Origin of the sequence: Marinospirillum minutulum DSM 6287, assembly GCF_000422325.1 — a bacterium.
GTDB classification, from domain to species: Bacteria; Pseudomonadota; Gammaproteobacteria; order Pseudomonadales; family Halomonadaceae; genus Marinospirillum; species Marinospirillum minutulum.
In genome coordinates this window covers 275,275-290,400 of sequence record NZ_AULO01000009.1, presented here as the reverse complement: position 1 = coordinate 290,400, position 15,126 = coordinate 275,275, and the positions used below count along the sequence as shown (strand labels likewise).

Below are 15,126 nucleotides of genomic sequence, written 5' to 3'. Positions count from 1 at the left end.
AGCTTTAACTTGTTGATTTTAAGTCGTTTGGTTGGTCTTTATCCTGTAGGATCTTTCTTAGTTGAATGAGTAGAGTTTGTTTTATTATTAAAGGAGTCTTGGTGATGCCTACTTCAACATCTGATTTTCATCTAAAGCCAGCCCTTGTGGCTATTGCTATTGGATTTGCAATCTGGTTTATACCAACACCTGAGGGTGTTTCGTCTCAAGGCTGGCTAATGCTCGCCCTTTTTGTAGCAACCATAGCGGCGATTATTGGTAAAGTTATGCCCATTGGGGCTATTTCAATTCTCGCCATTACCTTGGTTGCTGTCAGTGGCGTAACTAGCGATAACCCTGGCACAGCCATACGCGATGCGCTGGGAAGCTTTAATAACCCATTAATTTGGTTAATTGCCATAGCAGTCATTATTTCTCGTGGGTTAATTAAAACCGGCTTGGGTGAGCGTATTGGCTACTATTTTATTGCCGTCTTTGGTAAAAAAACCGTGGGAATAGGTTATGGCTTGGCGCTATCAGAACTCATCTTAGCGCCTGTTACACCCAGCAATACAGCGCGTGGTGGCGGTATTATTCACCCAATTATGCTGTCTATCGCAAAAAGCTATGACAGTACGCCAGAAAATGGCAACACCAGTAAAATTGGTAAATACCTAGCCTTGGTGAACTACCATGCCAACCCTATTACCTCAGCCATGTTTATTACGGCAACAGCACCTAACCCTTTAACCGTTAAGTTGATTGCCGATGCAACAGGTGCAGCCATTACGCTAAGCTGGACAACCTGGGCCTTAGCCATGCTATTGCCTGGCTTGGTTGCCATAGTTTTGATGCCTTTAGTTATTTATTTGATGTACCCACCCGAAATTAAAGAAACACCTGATGCAGTTAACTTTGCACGCGAACGCCTTGCTCGCTTGGGTAAATTAACCCGTGATGAAGGCATTATGCTGGGTGTATTCTTAGTGCTACTGCTGTTTTGGGCAGATATACCCGCTTTAATTTTTGGTGCTGCCTTTAAACTTAACGCCACCACCACCGCTTTTTTAGGGCTATCCATTCTACTTGTTACAGGGGTTTTGAATTGGAAGGACGCACTAACTGAAAAAAGTGCGTGGGATACACTTGTGTGGTTTGGTGCTTTAGTAATGATGGCTACTCAACTGAACAAGCTAGGGGTAATCACTTGGTTCTCTGGTACCATTGAAAGCGGCATTGTTAGTACGGGTTTACCTTGGCCTGCAGCAACAGCGCTATTAGTTTTAGTTTTTCTCTATTCTCACTACTTCTTTGCCAGCACCACAGCCCACATCACCGCCATGATGGGTGCTTTTTTAGTGGTAGGTTTAAGTCTGGGTGCACCACCCATGGCCTTTGTACTCATGATGGCTGCTGCCTCCTCCATCATGATGACCCTAACCCACTATGCTACCGGTACTTCACCAGTAATTTTTGGCTCTAACTATGTAGAGCTAGGAGAATGGTGGAAGGCTGGTTTTGTAATGAGTGTGGTGAACCTACTTATTTGGGTAGTGGTTGGTGGTATTTGGTGGAAGGTGTTAGGTTACTGGTAAATACCAAGCTTTACCCTGTACTAGGGCTTACACTTATTGGTGTAAGCTCTTATTTTAATCTAATCTAATTTTAATCCTATCTAAGAAGTAGCATGATTTATATAAGCGACACCCTCAGCCTTAATGATGACGAAGTAGAAATTAGTGCCATACGTGCACAAGGTTCTGGCGGCCAAAACGTTAATAAGGTCTCCTCAGCAGTTCACCTACGTTTTGATATTAAAGCCTCTAGCTTAAGTGACTTTCAAAAGCAGCAGCTACTAGAAAGCAAAGACCGTCGCATTAATAAAGATGGCGTGCTGATTATTAAGGCACAAAACTTTCGTACCCAAGAAAAAAACCGTTACGCAGCTTTTGAGCGCCTACAGCAGTTTATTTTAGAAGCCACCCATATAAACAAACCAAGAACCCCTACCAAACCAAGCAAAAGTGCTAGACGTAGACGCGTTGACCAAAAAACACAGCGCGGCGCTACCAAAGCACTGCGCAAGAAAGTAGATTTTTAATTAAGCTGCTGAAGTTAAGCTTTTTAAACTCTTTCGGTTAAATATCCAAAGGGTAATAAAAGCCGGAATATTCATTAAAATTCCATAAATCAGCGCTAACATGCCTAGCTCAGGTGCTTGTAAAAAACTAAAAGCTATCATCATCGCCATGCCCGCATTTTGCACACCAGTTTCAAAACTTAAAGTGCGTGACTGCCGTTCACTTAAACCCAGAAGCCTAGCAAGCATATAACCAGCCGCAAGCGCCAAGCTTGCCAGTAGAATAACCATTAAGGCACTTAGCCCAAACACTGAAGGTAAAACCTGATAATTCACACTAATTAGTACCAGTATCATCAGCATTAATAGCCCAACCGATAGCTGCTTGAATTGTTTCTCATACCTTTCTACCCAAGCGGTTTTCAACCGACGCAAGCCCATACCCAAAGCTAAGGGCAAAACGGTTACCAAAGTTAATTGCAGCACCACCAATTTGTAAGAAAGCTTAAAGACAACCTCGTAACCCAGCCAAGCCAACTGCATTTGTGCAGCCCAAGGCATCCAAAGCGGCGACAACAAACTAACTATTGCAGTAAGAGCAATCGAAAGAGGCAAATCACCCTCAGACAAGCTACTAAAAAGATTAGAGGTTGCACCCCCAGGCGCACAGGCTAACAAAACCAAGCCTGCCGCTATTACGGGTGGTAAACGCAAAACTAAAATAAGCGCCCAAATAATGACCGGCAAAAGCAATAGCTGAGCGATTACCCCCAGTAAAGCAGCTTTAGGCTTGCTCACTAAAGGGGTAAAACTTTGCCAGCTTAGGCCAGTACCCATAACAAACATGATTAAGGCTAAACATAAAGGCAGTAAAACTTGGTTGGCTAACAAGGTCATTCCATTTTCCATCTGAGTAGTTGCTGAGTTAAGGCTTAAAAAGCAGGGGCTAGCTTAAGCTAAAACGGTCATAGCTTCATCTGGCAGGTTAGGCAAAAGCTTAAGTTAAATATAATCGACAGGTATTTACTCATAGCATCTCCGAAATACCCACTAACAAAAACCCAGTATTTTGTTACCCTACTAGCCTAAGCTAGTATAGCCAGCATTAATCTAGGCTTGCTCTGAAGCAAACGAATTTAAGAGGAAAATAAAATGGCAGACGACCTTTACCAGAAAGGCATCAAAAAAATTCAAGAACTAACCGCCTCACCCGATGACAACCCAACGGGTTTTATGAACATAGGTGCAGACTTTAAAGACCTAGCACCTGATTTAGAAAAGTACGTGGTTGAGTTTGCCTTTGCTGGTGTTTATTCACGCCCAGGTTTAGATAATAAGCAAAAGGTGCTAACCACTATTACTGCACTTGTCGCTCAAGGTAAGCCACAAATTGCTATGCACATTAAAACAGGCTTAGCCGTTGGCTTAACGCCAGAAGAAATAGTCGGCTGCATTATGCACCTTATCCCTTACGTTGGTTTTCCTAGTGTTATTAATGCGCTAACCGTGGCTAAGCAAGTTTTTGCCGAAGAAGGTGTAACTGTAGATACCTCGGCCTTTGATTAGTAGCCAGCAGCTAAAAAGATAAGCAAGATGACCCAGCAAAAAAACTCATTTTTCAGTAGTACACCTTGGTGGTTAAAGGCAATGGCCGTGTTAGTTGTTGGCATTGTAATAGGCTGCTGGCTTACAGCAGATGAGGGTTTTGCAGTCAAGTTTACCAATGCTGACCAACAACAAATCACCTCAATTAAGTTAGATTTTGGCAGCTCCAATAGCCAATCAAGCATTCAAACTTTTCGCTTAGCTCCACAAGAATCTAGGGTACTTTTTTTAAACCACCCGCTTGGCGCTGGGTTTAATGTGCTGATTACTTATGCCAACGGGCAGCAGCAAGAATTTTGTGCTTTAAAAGATAACAAGAACCCAAGGCCAGAGCTAAAGCTTGTGCTTTAGCTGTTAAAAGCAAAAACAAAAAAGCCCCGAACTTATTAGCTCGGGGCTTTTTCATTGCATCTCTAAAAACTACCGCTTTAAAATCTACTACTAAAACTTAATCGTGTGGAATCCCACGCTTACGATAAATTGAGTAGTAAAGCAGCGGTATGACCACCAGCGTTAGTAGGGTTGATACTAACAAGCCAAAGATTAGTGAAATGGCCAAGCCGTTAAAAATGGGGTCATCTAAGATAAAGAAGCCACCCACCATCGCTGCCACCGCGGTTAGAATAATTGGCTGGGCTCTTACGGCACTGGCTTTAATCACTGCATCTTCCCAACAAGCACCTTCACGAATCGACTGGTTAATAAAGTCGACAAGTAAGATAGAGTTACGCACGATTATCCCCGCTAGGGCAATCATTCCTATCATGCTGGTTGCGGTGAACTGTGCGCCTAACAGGCTATGCCCTGGCATAATGCCGATCATGGTTAAAGGAATCGGCGCCATAATCACTAAAGGCACTAGATAAGACTTAAACTGCGCTACGACTAGCATGTAAATAAGTATCATACCCACGGCATAGGCAATACCCATATCACGGAAGGTTTCATAAGTAATTTGCCACTCACCATCCCATTTAATGGCGGCTGTATCTGGCCATACAGGTTGGTTTATAAAGTATTGCTCTGGTGCATCCACTTCATCGGCTAGGGTAAAGACTGCATCAAACATACCGTAAAGCGGCGAGTCTAATTTACCAGCCATATCCGCCATTACATAGTTCACTGGCAGTAAGTCTTTATGGTAAATAGAAGCCTGCCAATCGGCGGCTGTTACTTTAGCAAACTCTGACAAACTCACTAGCTGGCCTGAACGGTTACGCACACTTAACGACAAAAGCTGTGACGCTTGTGCTTTATCGCCTTCGGCTAGCTGTAAACGTATGGGGACTGGGTATTTCATTCGTTCATCATGTAGATAACTTAATTCAACCTGCCCTAAAGCGATGGATAAAGCTTCAACTAGTTGGCCTTGGGCTACACCTAAACGTGCCGCACGATCACGGTCTACCTGAATTAACCAACGATTAGCGCTTGCTTCTAACGTGGTATCCACATCAATAACATCATCGGTGCCTTTAAGTAGCGTTTCTACTCTACGAGTCATCGCCGCTCTTATAGCTGGTTCTGGGCCATAAATTTCAGCAACAATCGGTGCTAAAACGGGCGGACCCGGTGGTACTTCTACCACTTTTACGTTGGCATTAAAGCGTTCACCTATGGCCTGTAAAGGCGCACGAACCGACAAAGCAATGGGGTGAGAAGCTAGTTTACGATCACGACGGTCAACCAAGTTAACTTGAATGTCGCCCATGTGTGGGTCTGCACGTAAATAATACTGACGCACTAGGCCGTTAAAGTTAATCGGTGCCGCTGTGCCAGCATAGGTTTGCCAGCTCATCACTTCGGGTACGGTTTCTAGGTACTCACCTAGCGCCAGCAGTACTCTTTGAGTTTCCTCAACGGGTGTGCCTTCTGGCATATCAACAATTACCTGAAATTCAGATTTATTGTCGAAGGGTAGCATTTTCATCACTACCGCTTGGAAGGCTGGCAACATGGCCGCAGCTATGGTTAAAAACACCACCGTTACACCTAAAATAACACGGCGCTTACGGCTTTCACCCAAGAAAGGACGCATGACTTTATCGAAGAAGTTAAGCACTCGATCTTTCTTGGCTTCAGCTTTAGTATCACCTGAATCATGGCCTTCATGCTTCATTAGCTTAACGGCTAACCAAGGTGTCACTACAAAGGCAATAATGAGCGAAATCAACATACCCGCCGAGGCATTAATGGGGATAGGGCTCATATAAGGCCCCATCAAACCTGTTACAAATGCCATAGGTAAGAGTGCAGCTATAACCGTAAAGGTTGCCAAAATAGTGGGCGCACCGACTTCATCAACGGCTTTAGGAATTATTCCTACTAGGGATTTGGTGCCTAGCTTCAGGTGTCGGTGAATGTTTTCCACCACCACTATGGCATCGTCGACCAAAATACCTATCGAAAAAATTAACGCAAAAAGTGACACTCGGTTGAGCGTAAAGCCCCAAGCCCAAGAGAAAAACAGGGTAATCGCTAGGGTAATAACCACCGCAATACCAACTATTAATGCTTGGCGCCAGCCTAGTGCCGCTAAAATAAGTAGCACCACCGAACCTGTGGCAAACAGTAATTTAGTAATTAAAGTATTGGATTTATCTGCCGCTGTGTAACCGTAGTCACGAGTAACTAAAACCTCAACTCCTTGTGGAATCACTCGGTCTTTAAGTAGTTCTAAGCGTTCAGTAACCGCTTGGGTAATATCAACAGCATTCTGACCCGGCTGTTTAGCTATGGCTAAAGTGACTGCCTGAGCTAACTGGCCAACTGGACGCTCACCTGCAGGACCAAAACCTGTCATCACGCTTTGTGCTGGCACTTTGCCACCACGGGTTACTTCAGCAATATCTTCTAAGAAAACCGGCGCACCTTCGTGCATACCTACGACTAGGCGGCGCACTTCATTCACTTCACTTAATAAGCTGCCAGCCTGAACGGGTAAAGCCGTGCCATCTTGCACTACCCAAGCTTCTTGAGAGGTTGCATTAGCGGCTTCTAGTGCTTGCTGAATATCATTTAACGCTAGGTTGTAACCACGCAAGCGTGAGGTATCGAAGATAACCTGCACTTCATCTTTAGCACCACCTAGGGTGTAAATGTCACGTGTGCCAGGAATGCGCTTTAATTCAGTTTCTAAGGCATGGGCAACGCTGGTTAAATTTTCAGCAGTGAAATTAGCATCGTCACTAAAAAGCGTCAGCGCCATAATCGGCACATCATCAATGCCTTTGGCTTTTATTAAAGGTGGCAAAGTGCCTAAATTCTGCGGTAACCAATCTTGATTGGTGTACACCTGATTATAAAGGCTGACCAAAGCTTCTTGGCGTGGAATACCTACATCAAACTGGACGGTAACAACTGCCATACCATGACGTGAAACCGAGTAAACATGCTCCACATCGGCCATTTCACTCATCACCTGTTCGGCAGGTGTAGCAATTAAGTGTTCAACTTCAATAGGGCTAGCACCGGGGAAGGCAATAAAAATATCGGCCATGGTGACGTCTATTTGTGGCTCTTCTTCTTTAGGCGTAACCACCACCGCAAATAAACCCATCAACATACCGGCTATCGCCAATAAAGGGGTTAGCCTAGAAGTTTGGAAAGCAGCCGCAATACGGCCAGAAATCCTTAACTTACTATCACTCATTCGTTGCCTCCATACTGGCTAAAGCGGCAGCTGGGCTAAGCACTAAACGCTCGCCTTCACCTAAACCAGAAAGCACTTCTAACTGTTCACCTTCACGGCTTCCTATACGTACTTGGCGTAAACGAGGCAAGTTTTTATCATCTAAAATATAAACCGCACGTAATTCGCCACGCTGAACTAAGGCTGATGCAGGTATCCATAAAGCTGAACGCTCGGCAACCGGTAAATTCACCTTCACCAACATGCCAGGGAATAAGTCACCTTCGGGGTTTTCTAAGTTCATACGCACACGAAAGGTATGAGTTGCAGGGTCTGCATAGGGGTAAAAAGTCATGCTGGAAGTTTCTAGAACACGGCCTGTATCTAGTAAAACTTGGGCTTCACGCTTTTCACGAGCACTGGCTGTATAACGCTGCGGTAAAGCCACAACAACGCGTAACTCTTCTAACGACAAACCTGACATGAGCGGCTGACCTGGGTTAACTGAAGCACCCACTTCAACATGGCGTTCAGTCATAATGCCGCCGTAGGGCGCAATAATACGAGTGTAATCCATTTGCTTACGTGCTTCTGCTACACCTGCTTCGGCACGGCTCATGCGAGCTTCAGCACCACTCAGTTGGTTACGAGCTTGGTCTAGCTGGGCTTGAGAAGCGAGTTCACGCTTATAAATGCCTTCAATACGTGCAAAGTTTTGCTTGGCATCTTTTAAGCCCGCCTGCGCTTCACGCAAACCAGCTTCAGCTTGGTTTAAACGTGCTTTTTGTTCGGTGGAATCTAGTTCAACCAACACATCGCCCATGGCTACTGCATCATCAACATCAAAATAAACTTTGCGAACCTGACCACTGGTTTGGGCAGATACCGTGGCCTGATGCACCGCTTCTATCACACCATCTAACTGAATTCGCTCAACTAGGCTGGCACGCTCAACTGGCTGGGTTTCCAGCGCCTGTACTTGTAGCGAGATACCAGCCAACATAGCGACAGCTAGCATCTTCCAAGAATTGTTCATCCCCATCTCTCCAGTATCAGAAATTATTTTTCACAAAAAATTGTATAGAGGCTAGTAACCAAAGCTTTAGCACGGTCATTAGCCAGCTTGTAGTAAATTTGCTGTCCTGCTCGGCGACCTTCAATTAAGCCTTGCCGACGTAAAACACCTAGGTGTTGCGACAAACTAGGCTGCTGTAAACCCAGTTTTGCTTCTAACTCACCCACATTTAGCTCTTCTTGACTTAATTGGCAGAGAAGCATCAAACGTGAAGAATGAGAACAGGCTTGCAATAGCTCTGAAATGTCACTAGCTTGACTTTGCATTTTGCTAATATTCATTCATCACCAAAACAGCTAATCTTAATATAGTAATTTATAATATACTAATACACCAACTTCAAGCAAGTTTATGATTCTGTAGTAAGATTTTGAACTAAGCCTCGCCTATAAGTACCGGGCGTACTGCCTGTCCAGTTACGAAAAGCTCGATTAAAACTAGCTATATCTTCAAAACCTAACTGCCCAGCCAATACCGCTAAAGGTACTGAGCTACTAGTTAATTGTTGAATGGCTAAATCTCGACGAACTTCATCTTTTATTGCTTGAAAATGGGTTCCTTCAGCAGCTAAGCGGCGAGATAAAGTTCTAACCGACAAATGTAAGGCCTCTGCTACCTGCTGAATAACTGCACCCGTCTGCTCTACTTCACTTAAAAAATCTTTAACACGATGGGCAAGCAACCTTTCTCCAAAAGAAACATAAATCCAATCTGCAGGCGCTCTTTGCAAAAATGCACTAAGTTGTTGTTTGGTTTGCCTAATGGGTTTACGCAGTAACTTTTTATCAAAATGTATCGCCGTCCAAGACTGATCAAAAACCACTTCTCCCGGATAAAAATACAAGTACTCATGACTATGTTGTGGCTGATGGTAGGCACAACTAATTTTTAGCGGTGGGATTTTTTCAGCAATTAACCAAGAAGCAATGCCGTGCACTAGTTTAAGCATTAACTCATGCACCAATACCCTATCGCCCTGTAAAGGTGCATTCTCTATAAAACGTAATGAAGCCAAGTCATCTTCTATAACTAATTTATAAGATACATCATCGAGCAATAACCTAAAAAACTGACTATAGCGGTGTAAAGCCACTTGTAGATTAGGTGCATCTAATAAGCTTAAACATAGGTATTTCAGCGTTCCACCACGCAAAGGGCGACTAAAGAAGCCGGGCGTTTCATCATCATATTCATTCGCTAATAAACGATACAAACGCGCAAACTGGTAAACGGTAACACGCCCATGGGGTGCTTCTAATAAAAAGTAGGGAATACCTGCTTGCAGTAAAAAATACTTACGTCTAGCTAACGTTGTTGTTATCCCCTGAAATAAATTGTGTACAAAATGCATGGGGACAGTGGTGGAAGATGCATCCATTTTTGACTCTTCTTAAGCTGATTAAAGATTGGCACGAAATGCTAATTTTTTGGCATAAAGCGCCAAATACTAATTTTAAATGCGCCTAGTATGAATCAAGCAAACCTGCACACCTAGCTTTATTCACACGAATTTTGGCAAGGAAACAGGGAGATTGCTAGATAAAACAAAAATAACAAATTGAGACGGAGTAATAAAATGTTATTAAAACCTACCCTAATGATGGCAGCTTTAGTTAGTGCTTTTAGTCTTTCTACCACAGCCGCTGCAGCTGTAAGTGACAACGAAATTCGTATTGGCTACCTAGCGGATATGTCTGGTCCTTATCGCGACCCTATAGGTCCTAAAGGTATGGATGCCATTCAAATGGCAATAGATGACTTTGGTGGCCAGGTTAATGGTGCAAAAATTATTACTTTTAGTGCCGATGACCGTAATAATGCTGACTTGGGTTCAAGCATCGTTAGAGGTTGGATAGACCAAGATAAGGTCGATATGGTTACTGGTTTAATTGCTTCTTCAGTTACGCTCGCTTCAATCAAACTCTTAGAAGAAAACGACAAGCTAGGTTTGGTTAATGGTGCAGTTTCTTCGTCTATAACCAATCAGCACTGCGGTCCTAACCACTTTCACTGGGTTTATGATACTTGGGCTATGTCTAACGGTACGGCTAGTGCTATTACCCAAGAAGGTAACAAAGACTGGTTCTTGCTCAGTGCTGACTATTCTTTTGGTCATGCTTTAGAAAATGACGTAGAGCAGGTAGTTAAAGCCAATGGCGGAAAAATTGTGGGTAAAGTTCGCCACCCCTTCCCTAGTACCGACTTTGCTTCTTTTATGCTGCAAGCTCAGTCTTCAGGCGCAAAGGTTATTAGTTTAAATAACGCAGGTACCGACACCACTAATGCTATACGTACTGCCAGTGAGTTTGGTATTACTCAAGCAGGGCAAATACTGGCAGGAATGGTGGTATTTAGTAGCGATGTTCGCAGCCTAGGTTTAGAAACCGCTCAAGGGTTACAGTTTACCAAAGCCTGGTATTACGACATTAATCCTGAAGCGCGTGCTTGGGCAGAAAGATTCAAAAAAATAACTGGCACTATGCCAACCATGGTTCATGCTGGTCTCTATTCTAGTACCCGCCATTACCTTCAAGCCGTTAAGGATACTGGCACAGATGATACTCAAACGGTTCGTAAAAAAATGATGGAAACGCCAGTCAACGATATTTTCGCTAAAAATGCGTATATCCGTGAAGACGGTCGTATGGTGCATGACATGTACCTAGTAAGAGCTAAAACACCGCAAGAATCAGCAGATGAAGATGATTTATTTGAAATCGTTCGCACCATACCTGCCGACAAAGCTTTCCGTCCTTTATCTGAAAGCGTTTGTAAAATGGTTAAAAAATAAGGAGGGCTATAATGATGACAATTTCTCCACAAGCCAACACTATCAGCGCTGCGCTTAGCCGTAGCGCACGCAAAAATGCCACTTCGGTAGCGTTAAAGTATCTCGATAGGCAATGGACTTACCAAGCACTCAATCTTGCAGTTAATAAAATTGCTAACCATCTACTCAAACAAGGTCTTAAAAAGGGCGACAGGGTTGTCGCCTATGGCAAAAACTCTGATGCCTATGTTTTAGCTTGGCTAGCTATTTTACGAGCGGGGCTGGTTCATGTACCCACTAATTTTGCACTGAGCGCAGAGGAGCTGCGCTATGTTGTTCAACAGTCTGAAGCAAGCGGTATCATTAGTGACCTCAGCCTAGCCGCTAATGTTGAACCCGCAATTAAAGACACCAACCTTGTTTTTAAAGCGCACTTTCATAGCAGCCAAGTAAAAGAAACCGACATTTTACAGTTAGCCTTAGCTGACTTACCCGCTAATGCGCCGGAAGTTGCGCTAGCCAATGATGACTTGGCCCAGTTCCTTTATACCTCGGGCACTACTGCTGCGCCCAAAGCCGCTATGATGACTCATCAAGCATTAATGGCAGAGTATATGGCTTGTATGGTTGAGCTGGATTTAAAACCCAACGAACCCATGCTAGCTGCCCTGCCTTTATACCACTCAGCACAAATGCACGTCTTCTTAATGCCTGCATTACTCTTAGGTGCCACTGTACGCCTAATGGAAAGTCCTTTACCAGACCAGTGCCTTGAGTGGATAGAACAAGAATCCTTAGTTTCCTTTTTTGCGCCACCTACTTTTTGGATAGCACTGCTACGCCACCCAGACTTTGATAAACGCAACCTAAGCAGCCTTAAAAAAGCCTATTACGGTGCATCCATTATGCCAGTACCAGTACTTAAAGAAATGGAGCAGCGCTTACCAGGTGTTGGGCTTTATAACTGCTATGGACAAAGTGAAATAGCACCCCTAGCTACTGTTCTACGCCCTGAAGATCATGCTGATCGTCCAGCTTCTGCAGGCAGACCCATTATTACCGTAGAAACACGCATTGTAGATTTAGAAATGAACGACCTACCTGCTGGTGAGCAGGGTGAAATTGTTCATCGTTCACCACAACTGCTGACTGGCTACTGGAATAACCCTGAAATGTCTGAAGAAGCTTTTCAAGGTGGCTGGTTCCATTCTGGTGATGTTGGCTACTTAGACGAAGAAGGCTATTTGTTTATTGTTGACCGTATTAAAGACGTTATTAATACCGGCGGCGTAGTGGTTGCTAGCCGCGAGGTTGAAGAAGCTTTATTTACTCATCCAGCGGTATCAGAAGTGGCCGTTATTGGCATGCCTGATGATAAATGGATTGAAGCCATTACTGCTGTAGTGGTGCTTAAAGAAGGAGTTTCAGCTACTGAAGCTGAGTTAATTCAACATGCACGCCAGCACTTAGCACCCTTCAAACTACCTAAGAAAATTGTTTTTAGTGATTCACTCCCCAAAAGTACCGCAGGTAAAATTCTAAAACGTCACCTGCGTAAGGATATTCAGTAATGCTTGAACAAGACGAAAACACTCAGCTTTTCTACGAAATGATTTGCCGTTTTTTAGATAAAGAAGCCGACCCTTACTATTCTGACTGGGAAGAAGCAGGGCAAGTACCCCGTGATTTTTGGCTTAAGTTAGGTGAAGCAGGCATGTTGGCCATTGACCTAGCCGAAGAATATGGCGGCACAGGTGCAGATTTTGCTATTACTCAGCTAGTAATAGAAGAAATCTCCCGTCGTGGTTTTGGTGGGCTTGCCAGTGGTTACAATATTCATAGCAATATCGTTATTCCATACATAGAACACCTAGCCAGTGAAGAACAAAAGCACTACTGGTTGCCACGCATGGCTAATGGTGAAGTCATGAGTGCTATTGCCATGACCGAACCCGGTGCAGGCAGCGATTTAGCCAATATCAAAACCCGTGCTGAACAGGTTGCCGATGGCTGGAAGTTAAACGGCTCTAAAATCTTTATTACCAACGGCATGATGGCGGATATGGTCATCGTTTGTGCCAAAACCGACCCTAGTGCTGGTGCTAAAGGCGTATCGTTATTTTTAGTGGATACTCACCTAGCAGGCTTTTCTCGTGGCAAGCCAATTAAAAAAATAGGCCAACATGCCAGTGACACTGCCGAACTCTTTTTTGAAGATATGTTATTACCGGCTGATGCACTCTTAGGCCAAGAAGGTTCTGGTTTTGCTTACCTTATGCAAGAGCTACCTCGTGAACGCTTAGGTGTTGGCTCACAAGCCCTAGGTTCAATGGAAGGCGCTTTGGCGCTCACCTTAGATTACGTTAAAGAGCGCACTGCCTTTGGTCAGCCAATTGCTAACTTCCAAAATACCCGTTTTAAGCTAGCCGAAGTACGCGCAAAAATTGATATGGCACGGGCTTATTTTAATCATTGTGTGGCGCTCTACCGTGAAAACCGCATGTCTGGCACCGATGCAGCAATTTTAAAACTGCAATTAAGTGAAATGCAGTGCCAAACCATTGATGAATGTTTACAACTCTTTGGTGGTTATGGTTATACGCTGGAATACCCCATTTCACGTTTTTATGTAGATGCAAGAATCCAAACCATTTATGCCGGTACTTCTGAAATTATGAAAGAAGTGATTGCTCGCTCCATGCTTGGCAAATAATTATTTATTAAGTGACAAAACAGATAGAAAACCCTAGGAATAAAAAATGAAATTTAATTCGGTTGTTATTGTGGAAGGTGTACGTACCGCTATTGGTGGTTTTGGTGGCAGTTTATCTAACCTCAGCCCTGCTGAAATGGGTATCGCCACTGCTAAAGAAGTGATTAAACGTAGCGGTGTGGATGCCAAAAAAATCGATCACGCTGTTTATGGGCACATTATTACTACTGCGCCACAAGATGCTTATCTAGCCCGCCATATCGCCATTAATGCTGGCCTAGATGAAAGCTCTGCAGCTTTTAATGTAAACCGTCTTTGTGGTTCTGGCTTACAAGCGATTATTTCTGCGGCACAAATGATAGAAACAGGTGATAGCCAGCTAGCTTTAGTGGGTGGCGCGGAATCCATGAGCCAAGGCGCTTATTTATTGCCAAAAGCACGTACAGGTTTGCGTATGGGTGATGGCAGTGTGCAAGATTTAACCTTAGGCATTCTTAGTGATCCTTTTGGTACGGGTCACATGGGTGTAACCGCAGAAAACATTGCTGCTAAATACGGTTTAACTCGTCAACAACTCGATGAATTTGCCCTAGCCAGCCACCAAAAAGCAGCGGCAGCAATAGAAGCTGGACACTTTACCGATCAAATTGTGCCTATTCCTGTTAGAAAAGGCCGTGAAGAAGTACTTTTTGCGACCGATGAGCATGTGCGTGGCCAAGTTAGCCTAGAGGATTTAGCCAAACTAAAACCTGCTTTCAAAAAAGACGGTTTAGTGACTGCGGGCAATGCTTCAGGTATTAACGATGGTGCTGCTTCTTTATTATTAGCTAATGAAGAAACTGCAGCACAACAAGGCCTTAAAGTTAAAGCACGTTTAGTTGCCAATGCCTTTTGTGGGGTTGATCCTGCTTTTATGGGTATGGGCCCAGTAACAGCCGTAAAAAAAGCGTTAGCCCAAGCGGGTCTTACTATGAATGATTTAGATGTGATTGAATCCAACGAAGCTTTTGCTGCTCAGGCTATGGCTGTGGCACAAGAATTAGGCTTCCCAGCCGATAAGCTAAACCCTAATGGTGGTGCAGTGGGAATGGGGCATCCTGTAGGTGCAACGGGCAGTATTCTTACCGTAAAAATACTTTATGAGCTAGAGCGTATTAAAGGACGCTACGGTCTTATCACCCTTTGCATTGGTGGTGGACAAGGTATAGCTTTAATTATTGAACGTGTTAGCTAAAAATCAATAACAAAACTAAAAAATGATACAGTAAGGGAG

At 43.9% G+C, this 15,126-nt stretch carries 13 protein-coding genes; 8 read left to right on the top strand and 5 right to left on the bottom strand.

Annotated features, from left to right (window positions below; all coding sequences use genetic code 11):
- The first annotated feature begins 104 nt into the window (after positions 1-104).
- Complete coding sequence (locus H571_RS0103150; RefSeq protein ID WP_027848041.1) at positions 105-1,574, top strand: DASS family sodium-coupled anion symporter; 1,470 nt, start codon at positions 105-107, stop codon at positions 1,572-1,574.
- A 92-nt stretch (positions 1,575-1,666) separates the two neighbouring features.
- A complete protein-coding gene (gene arfB / locus H571_RS0103145) occupies positions 1,667-2,080 on the top strand; it encodes an alternative ribosome rescue aminoacyl-tRNA hydrolase ArfB (protein WP_027848040.1) in 414 nt (137 codons plus the stop codon).
- Here the strand turns inward: arfB and H571_RS14020 are convergent, their stop codons facing one another.
- Entirely contained in the window at positions 2,081-2,956 is an 876-nt protein-coding gene (locus tag H571_RS14020) for a bile acid:sodium symporter family protein (protein ID WP_036217330.1), read from the bottom strand.
- Between the two features lie 255 nt (positions 2,957-3,211).
- Here H571_RS14020 and H571_RS0103135 point away from each other — a divergent pair, with 255 nt between their 5' ends.
- Together H571_RS0103135 and H571_RS15425 are read left to right on the top strand one after the other, a co-directional pair.
- Positions 3,212-3,625 carry a carboxymuconolactone decarboxylase family protein gene (locus tag H571_RS0103135; RefSeq protein WP_027848039.1) on the top strand — a complete coding sequence of 138 codons (414 nt, stop codon included), beginning with the start codon at positions 3,212-3,214 and terminating at the stop codon, positions 3,623-3,625.
- Between the two features lie 27 nt (positions 3,626-3,652).
- Positions 3,653-4,015, top strand: a complete 363-nt coding sequence (locus tag H571_RS15425) for a hypothetical protein (protein WP_051168109.1) — start codon at positions 3,653-3,655, stop codon at positions 4,013-4,015.
- 97 nt (positions 4,016-4,112) lie between these two features.
- On the opposite strand, the gene H571_RS0103125 is transcribed toward H571_RS15425, so the two are convergent.
- From H571_RS0103125 to H571_RS0103110, 4 genes are all read right to left on the bottom strand, one after another.
- Entirely contained in the window at positions 4,113-7,316 is a 3,204-nt protein-coding gene (locus tag H571_RS0103125; protein ID WP_027848038.1) for an efflux RND transporter permease subunit, read from the bottom strand.
- The gene (locus tag H571_RS0103120) at positions 7,309-8,331 is read right to left on the bottom strand and encodes an efflux RND transporter periplasmic adaptor subunit (protein ID WP_245562314.1); all 1,023 of its coding nucleotides are present in this window, start codon (positions 8,329-8,331) and stop codon (positions 7,309-7,311) included. The genes H571_RS0103125 and H571_RS0103120 overlap by 8 nt, the downstream gene beginning before the upstream one ends.
- A 23-nt stretch (positions 8,332-8,354) precedes the next feature.
- Positions 8,355-8,651 carry an ArsR/SmtB family transcription factor gene (locus H571_RS0103115; RefSeq protein WP_027848036.1) on the bottom strand — a complete coding sequence of 99 codons (297 nt, stop codon included), beginning with the start codon at positions 8,649-8,651 and terminating at the stop codon, positions 8,355-8,357.
- 68 nt (positions 8,652-8,719) lie between these two features.
- The gene (locus H571_RS0103110; protein WP_027848035.1) at positions 8,720-9,748 is read right to left on the bottom strand and encodes an AraC family transcriptional regulator; all 1,029 of its coding nucleotides are present in this window, start codon (positions 9,746-9,748) and stop codon (positions 8,720-8,722) included.
- A gap of 219 nt (positions 9,749-9,967) precedes the next feature.
- Here H571_RS0103110 and H571_RS0103105 point away from each other — a divergent pair, with 219 nt between their 5' ends.
- Genes H571_RS0103105 through bktB form a run of 4 tightly spaced genes read left to right on the top strand, consistent with a single transcriptional unit; the run spans position 9,968 to position 15,087 of the window.
- A complete protein-coding gene (locus H571_RS0103105) occupies positions 9,968-11,161 on the top strand; it encodes an ABC transporter substrate-binding protein (protein ID WP_425411341.1) in 1,194 nt (397 codons plus the stop codon).
- An 11-nt stretch (positions 11,162-11,172) separates the two neighbouring features.
- Positions 11,173-12,711 (top strand): fatty acyl-CoA synthetase, encoded by a 1,539-nt coding sequence (locus H571_RS0103100; RefSeq protein ID WP_036217327.1) that lies wholly within the window; start codon positions 11,173-11,175, stop codon positions 12,709-12,711.
- Complete coding sequence (locus H571_RS0103095; protein WP_027848032.1) at positions 12,711-13,853, top strand: acyl-CoA dehydrogenase family protein; 1,143 nt, start codon at positions 12,711-12,713, stop codon at positions 13,851-13,853. The genes H571_RS0103100 and H571_RS0103095 overlap by 1 nt, the downstream gene beginning before the upstream one ends.
- 46 nt (positions 13,854-13,899) lie before the next feature.
- A complete protein-coding gene (gene bktB / locus H571_RS0103090; RefSeq protein ID WP_027848031.1) occupies positions 13,900-15,087 on the top strand; it encodes a beta-ketothiolase BktB in 1,188 nt (395 codons plus the stop codon).
- Positions 15,088-15,126: the final 39 nt, after the last annotated feature.

What these genes read in the sequence shown, in the direction of transcription:
- H571_RS0103135 (WP_027848039.1), top strand. Translation starts at nt 3,212, where the DNA reads ATGGCAGACGACCTTTACCAGAAAGGCATCAAAAAAATTCAAGAACTA.
- H571_RS14020 (WP_036217330.1), bottom strand. Translation starts at nt 2,956, where the DNA reads ATGACCTTGTTAGCCAACCAAGTTTTACTGCCTTTATGTTTAGCCTTA.
- arfB (WP_027848040.1), top strand. Translation starts at nt 1,667, where the DNA reads ATGATTTATATAAGCGACACCCTCAGCCTTAATGATGACGAAGTAGAA.
- H571_RS0103095 (WP_027848032.1), top strand. Translation starts at nt 12,711, where the DNA reads ATGCTTGAACAAGACGAAAACACTCAGCTTTTCTACGAAATGATTTGC.
- H571_RS0103150 (WP_027848041.1), top strand. Translation starts at nt 105, where the DNA reads ATGCCTACTTCAACATCTGATTTTCATCTAAAGCCAGCCCTTGTGGCT.
- bktB (WP_027848031.1), top strand. Translation starts at nt 13,900, where the DNA reads ATGAAATTTAATTCGGTTGTTATTGTGGAAGGTGTACGTACCGCTATT.
- H571_RS0103100 (WP_036217327.1), top strand. Translation starts at nt 11,173, where the DNA reads ATGATGACAATTTCTCCACAAGCCAACACTATCAGCGCTGCGCTTAGC.
- H571_RS0103120 (WP_245562314.1), bottom strand. Translation starts at nt 8,331, where the DNA reads ATGAACAATTCTTGGAAGATGCTAGCTGTCGCTATGTTGGCTGGTATC.
- H571_RS0103105 (WP_425411341.1), top strand. Translation starts at nt 9,968, where the DNA reads ATGATGGCAGCTTTAGTTAGTGCTTTTAGTCTTTCTACCACAGCCGCT.
- H571_RS15425 (WP_051168109.1), top strand. Translation starts at nt 3,653, where the DNA reads ATGACCCAGCAAAAAAACTCATTTTTCAGTAGTACACCTTGGTGGTTA.
- H571_RS0103125 (WP_027848038.1), bottom strand. Translation starts at nt 7,316, where the DNA reads ATGAGTGATAGTAAGTTAAGGATTTCTGGCCGTATTGCGGCTGCTTTC.
- H571_RS0103115 (WP_027848036.1), bottom strand. Translation starts at nt 8,651, where the DNA reads ATGAATATTAGCAAAATGCAAAGTCAAGCTAGTGACATTTCAGAGCTA.
- H571_RS0103110 (WP_027848035.1), bottom strand. Translation starts at nt 9,748, where the DNA reads ATGGATGCATCTTCCACCACTGTCCCCATGCATTTTGTACACAATTTA.